We start from the raw sequence: 4,903 nt of genomic DNA, 5'->3' as shown, positions 1-4,903 counted from the left end.
GGGAAGATGTCTGAGCCTTCTCTGGAAACAAGAGATACTGAAGGTCGGCTTCTGCCACATCCTCCGGTAGTGGCCATGATAGCTCTTTTTCGTTTGCACGTTGTAACACCTCGGAGACGGTGTTGCGTGAGCATTGAATACTTGAAGCGATACTGCACTGACTCAGCCCCATGCTATTGAGCCTTAAAATTTCTCAATATTTGGTCATTTTGATATGACCTCCCGTTGGTATTTGTGCACTTGCTAGGCAGACGCACATCTGTACATTCTACCAACGGGGCGGCTCTCTCTACTAACATAGTGGCTCTAATAGATTAACGTGGTGGCTCTCACTTAAGTCGATGGCTCTATGGCACCGAAATATTCATCACTTCAGCTTTTTCAAGAGAATCCTGGTATCACGGTTGAACAAGTGGCCCATCAATTAGGAATGGAGACTAGTTATTTTATTCGGATTTTTAAACGTACCTATGGCGACACACCTAAACAATTTATAAAACATTGAAGACATTTAATCGTTCGCTTTCTGAGGTATTTTGAAACTACGTTCTATAAAAGCACTTTGATAATTCCTTTTTTATCATCACGTTTCCAGTACTGCCTTTGGGAACCTGAACCTATTTCATCAGATACATTCCAATTGATTCAATCTCCCTTAATTGCATAAAAAAAAGAGATGCATCACCTGCACCTCACACTTTGATTTCTTACCTTCCCAACTAAAACAAATAATAGACGATAACTGTATCTTATGCTCTGGTTGATGTAACACTCCAGTCCCCAAAAGGAGTGGGAACACAGGGAACTACTCACTTGCATCCACCTCACTAGTGATGAAGCAACCCATCAAGCAGGGGATGCAATTCCAATGGTTGAAGATAATTATGAAGTTTTATGTTAGTGTCTCATCGAAGCGGTTGTTACCTTTTATAACTAAATCGACTTGGCATGCGTTATATACAGCCCTTTTTAATTTAATATACTCTGAATCGTTAATATGTGGAGACTTCGAAGAAGCTATTCTTCCTAAGAATTGATTGTATCCCAATCCCTTTAAAGTCTTCCCGAGTTGTTTCATTGTCTCCACAATTTGTGAAGCACCATGTGGGTAATCTAACCCTTTTAACTCAATTAACCTGGCTACCTTATTTTTGTCATCCAATAATAGAAAATCACATTTCCTGCCCTGTTGTACTATACACCCATCAACCTGAAATGTATAAAACTCTTCTCTATTATTATTCATGCCTCTATATTGAGATTTTGCTCCTCTATCCTTAAGTACAATATTACTTCTACTTCTATTATTATTTTCTAGTTCACAAGCGTTCCATGAGGTTACAATACAGTCGTCAGAAGTTGCAACTCTATTTGTCGTCATCTTGTTGCCCCTCCGACATGAACCAATTAATCAATTCGCTTTCTTCATTATCAAAATCAAAATTGACTGTATTGCCCTCCTCCATCTCTATTCTGTACATTGCCTCAAACTCATCACTATTCAATTCAGAAACAGTATCTATATATTTCGAGGTCAATAACATAGTTTCATCATCCATCATATTCTCAACGGATCCTTTTGATAGGAATAAAGCGACAACACTTTGCGGGTCAATCCAAAATTCTTGATCAATCGCAAGATCGGATCTACCATACATTTTATTTATATGTTGACTGTAAAGTAAGTTATTCATCGAAGATACTAAATAAGGACTATGTGTTGTAATAATACATTGATTATTTTTGTTATTCACGAATAAAGAAATTGCCATTAACATATCCCGCTGTGCTTTTGGAAAAAGGTGCGCTTCAGGCTCTTCAATAACAATAAAGCAATCTTTATTTTCTAGATAGTAATAAATCATCAAATAAAGTATCCATACTGATTCTTGTTGTCCTGAGGAAGCGAAATTTAACGGAATATAATTCCTTTGGTTTATATAGAATCTATCTTTACCTTCAATAAACCTATAATCTCCGCCAAGTATATTCCTTAGAATTTCAACAAACATAAAATACTTTCTTTTGTAATCTACATCATCTGTTGAACCTTCTTTTTCGTATATAAGTTCATTTATATCTCTATCAAAGTAATCCCTTGTATCCATTATTTTTTCTGAGAACTCTCGAATTAAACTATCAACATTTCTATCATGCTCCGATATTTGAAATAAGAGAAATAACTTATTTGAGAGGGTTGAAATTAGACTTCTACCAGCAGGAATATATAATACTTCCCTATCGTCACCGAAGGTATCATTAAGCATATATTTTATTTTGTTTAAAAATGACCTGTGATGAACCCCAAGTATTGATCTTAGACTTTCTCTCTTCCTTTTTTCTTTCGACAACTGCTCCTTATAAGAATTTACTAAACTAATAATTCTATTTAAATCGCTGGAAAATGGTTTGCTAAAATTAAAGTTAATATCACGATTATTTACTCTTTTAAGTTTCAAAAAATATTCATCTCTATAGTTAAACTCCATAAAAAAATTGCCCTGTAAGTAATTAAAACCAAATAATGATCTAAATCGAGTATTCAACTTATAAATAATATTATTATATGACAACACCCTATCCCTATCTGTTTGCAGATGATTTGCTATGTATTCATAAATTTCATCTCTTATAGATTTAAAATAATAAACTGATTTGCTAAGAGTACTTTTTCCACTAGCTTGAGGACCGAAAAAAATCTGGAACTTATTCAAATTAAATTCCAATTCCCGTATTGGTCCAAAATTTTTTATTATAATTTTCTGCATAATGTCCCCCGCAATATATAATTCGAAAACCCAAGTAAGAATTTTCTCAACATACCCTATACTACCAAAGTTTTCCTAATTTATCATTGAAAATTTTTCCGTCACTCGATATACTATTCAATTTCGTTATCGATCTGACATAAGTTATAGAATATTCATCATTTGTTCCATTAACTTTTGTTAGTGAATATTTCGGTGCGGCAGAGCCGCTGGGTTAACGAGTTAGAGCCACGTCGTTAATGAAATAGAGCCACTCTCTCGGAGGTGAGAGCCACCGCGGATAGATGGCTCTCGTTGGTAATACTTAGCTTAAATCAACTGTGCTTTTCGTTTTCTCATCGAATCTTCGCCGCCGATGAGCATGTGATAGAAATTATGAACGATACGGTCTAAAATAGCGTCTGCCATGGTGTGTTCTCCGATTTTATCGTGCCTTCCTTCGGGAGCAAATTGAGAGATGAAAATCGTTGAGGCATTCTGATGCCGAGCCTCAATGATTTCCAGCAGATCTCTAGACTCCTTGGGCTATGGCCAGGTCGGTTAGTAGCTCCGGTAAGCGAATGTACTTGGTTGCATAGAGATGGCGGCAGGCGCCGTTTCCAAGCGCACAGCCGATAAAAGTTTTACCAGCGCCTGATGCCCCCATGAGAATGACGTTTAACTTTTCATGAATGTAATTACCCGTAGCGAGCCTTAGGATTTGGGATTGCTCTAAACGTCGGTCAGTATGATACTCAATGTCCTCTACGCAAGCGTTTGGATAACGAAGCGTTGCTTTCTTGATGAGTCTGTTTAATTGGTTTGACTTACGTCTTGCCCACTCCGCATCTACTACAAGTCCGAAGCGCTCTTCAAAAGCCAAACTAGAGTACGAGGGATTTTGCATCTGTTCACGCAAGGAATCTGCCATGGCACTTAGCCGCATTTCATTTAGTTTGGTGATCGTTGTGTTGGTTAGCATTTATGATTTCCTCCCATAGTAGGTTGAGCCGTGAGTGAAGCCATGCGGACTAACGGATGGAGGGCTTGGCTGTTCAATTGTGGCGGCTTCCTCAAGTGTGTCTTGGCCTGATTTGAGTACGGTGCTGATTTGTTTGTAACTTGGACTCGGCGTATAGCTGAGAGCCCGTGCACAAGCGGACTCAAGCCGAACCAGCGAGTACCGGTCTGCTAATTTTAGTACGCCCATGCACGCTTTAAATCCTTGTTGCTCCACACGATGGCCTGCGAGAATAGCCTGAATTGCGGCGCTTGCTTGCATTGGGGCCTACTTGCTTAGCCCACGATACAAAGCGTTCTGCATTCCATTCTACAAATTGTTTGTGCTTTTCCGGCATGTGATCGGACACGGTGTGATACTGCCCAGGCCGTCCATAGAGCCGAGGATGTGAGCAAATGCGATGATGGTTGTAGAACACTTCGATGACGCCCCTCGTAATTCGGACATCTACCTTGTGTTTAATATATTCATAGGGAACGCTGTAATGCATATTGTCTACAGCTATGTGATAATTAAACTGTACAGTGGCAACTTTCCAGGTGGCACATTCGTACGCGGTAAGGGGCAGCGGCTGCAGGGTGTGCTTTTCCTCGTCAAGAAACGCACTGTGCCTGCTGCCCGGCTTTTTCTAAAAGGGTTTACGATTGAAGGTGTCCAGTTTGTCTCCGATGGCCTCATTTAATTCACTGAGTGAGTAGAACGTGTTCTTGCGTAAAGCAGCGAGGATCCAGGTCAATATGATACCAACGGTTCCTTCTACACTTGGCTTATCTTTTGGCTTTCGAACACGAGCTGGAATGACGGCTGTACCGTAATGCTCAGCCATTTCTTGATAAGTCTTGTTAATGACAGGGGAATACCAAGAGGATTGTTCTACACCGGTTTTAAGGTTGTCCGGCACGAGAATTTTGGGCTGCCTCCAAAATGAGAAAAGGCGTTAACATGGGCAGAAATCCAGCTTTCTTGATTCTGCGATAGGAAACCCTCTACATAAGCATATTGGCTACACGGAAGTGCGGCGACAAAGATGTATACGGGAGTATTTCCCCCGTATCTCGGTCCACTAAAGAAGCGGTCTGAGCGGCCCAGTCGACTTCCATTTGCTCACCTGGCTTACGCTGAATATGCATCGTGG

The 4,903-nt window shown here is 39.8% G+C and carries 5 protein-coding genes and 1 pseudogene; 1 reads left to right on the top strand and 5 read right to left on the bottom strand.

The features are described from left to right. Positions 1-349 precede the first annotated feature (349 nt). The gene (locus IEY34_RS37455) at positions 350-505 is read left to right on the top strand and encodes a helix-turn-helix transcriptional regulator (protein WP_189021005.1); all 156 of its coding nucleotides are present in this window, start codon (positions 350-352) and stop codon (positions 503-505) included. A 387-nt stretch (positions 506-892) separates the two neighbouring features. On the opposite strand, the gene IEY34_RS35835 is transcribed toward IEY34_RS37455, so the two are convergent. From IEY34_RS35835 to IEY34_RS38020, 5 genes and pseudogenes are all read right to left on the bottom strand, one after another. Continuing rightward, positions 893-1,381: a hypothetical protein gene (locus tag IEY34_RS35835; protein WP_189021003.1), complete on the bottom strand. Its 489-nt coding sequence runs from the start codon at positions 1,379-1,381 to the stop codon at positions 893-895. Then, on the bottom strand, positions 1,368-2,768 hold the full coding sequence (locus tag IEY34_RS35830) for an AAA family ATPase (RefSeq protein WP_189021001.1): 1,401 nt from the start codon (positions 2,766-2,768) through the stop codon (positions 1,368-1,370). Before IEY34_RS35830 ends, IEY34_RS35835 begins: the two co-directional genes overlap by 14 nt. 309 nt (positions 2,769-3,077) lie before the next feature. Beyond that, positions 3,078-3,729 (bottom strand): annotated as a pseudogene (locus IEY34_RS35825) (ATP-binding protein). Beyond that, positions 3,730-4,029 (bottom strand): hypothetical protein, encoded by a 300-nt coding sequence (locus IEY34_RS35820; RefSeq protein ID WP_189020999.1) that lies wholly within the window; start codon positions 4,027-4,029, stop codon positions 3,730-3,732. Next, complete coding sequence (locus IEY34_RS38020; protein ID WP_373291400.1) at positions 3,965-4,336, bottom strand: Mu transposase domain-containing protein; 372 nt, start codon at positions 4,334-4,336, stop codon at positions 3,965-3,967. Before IEY34_RS38020 ends, IEY34_RS35820 begins: the two co-directional genes overlap by 65 nt. Positions 4,337-4,903 lie beyond the last annotated feature (567 nt).

Source organism: Paenibacillus marchantiophytorum, assembly GCF_014640555.1.
GTDB lineage: Bacteria > Bacillota > Bacilli > Paenibacillales > NBRC-103111 > Paenibacillus_E > Paenibacillus_E marchantiophytorum.
Note: the sequence above shows the minus strand (reverse complement) of the source record. Positions and strands in the feature narration are given on the sequence as shown.

Excerpts from the sequence above, each read along its gene's own strand:
- IEY34_RS37455 (WP_189021005.1), top strand. The coding sequence starts at position 350 with ATGGCACCGAAATATTCATCACTTCAGCTTTTTCAAGAGAATCCTGGT.
- IEY34_RS35830 (WP_189021001.1), bottom strand. The coding sequence starts at position 2,768 with ATGCAGAAAATTATAATAAAAAATTTTGGACCAATACGGGAATTGGAA.
- IEY34_RS35835 (WP_189021003.1), bottom strand. The coding sequence starts at position 1,381 with ATGACGACAAATAGAGTTGCAACTTCTGACGACTGTATTGTAACCTCA.
- IEY34_RS35820 (WP_189020999.1), bottom strand. The coding sequence starts at position 4,029 with ATGCAAGCAAGCGCCGCAATTCAGGCTATTCTCGCAGGCCATCGTGTG.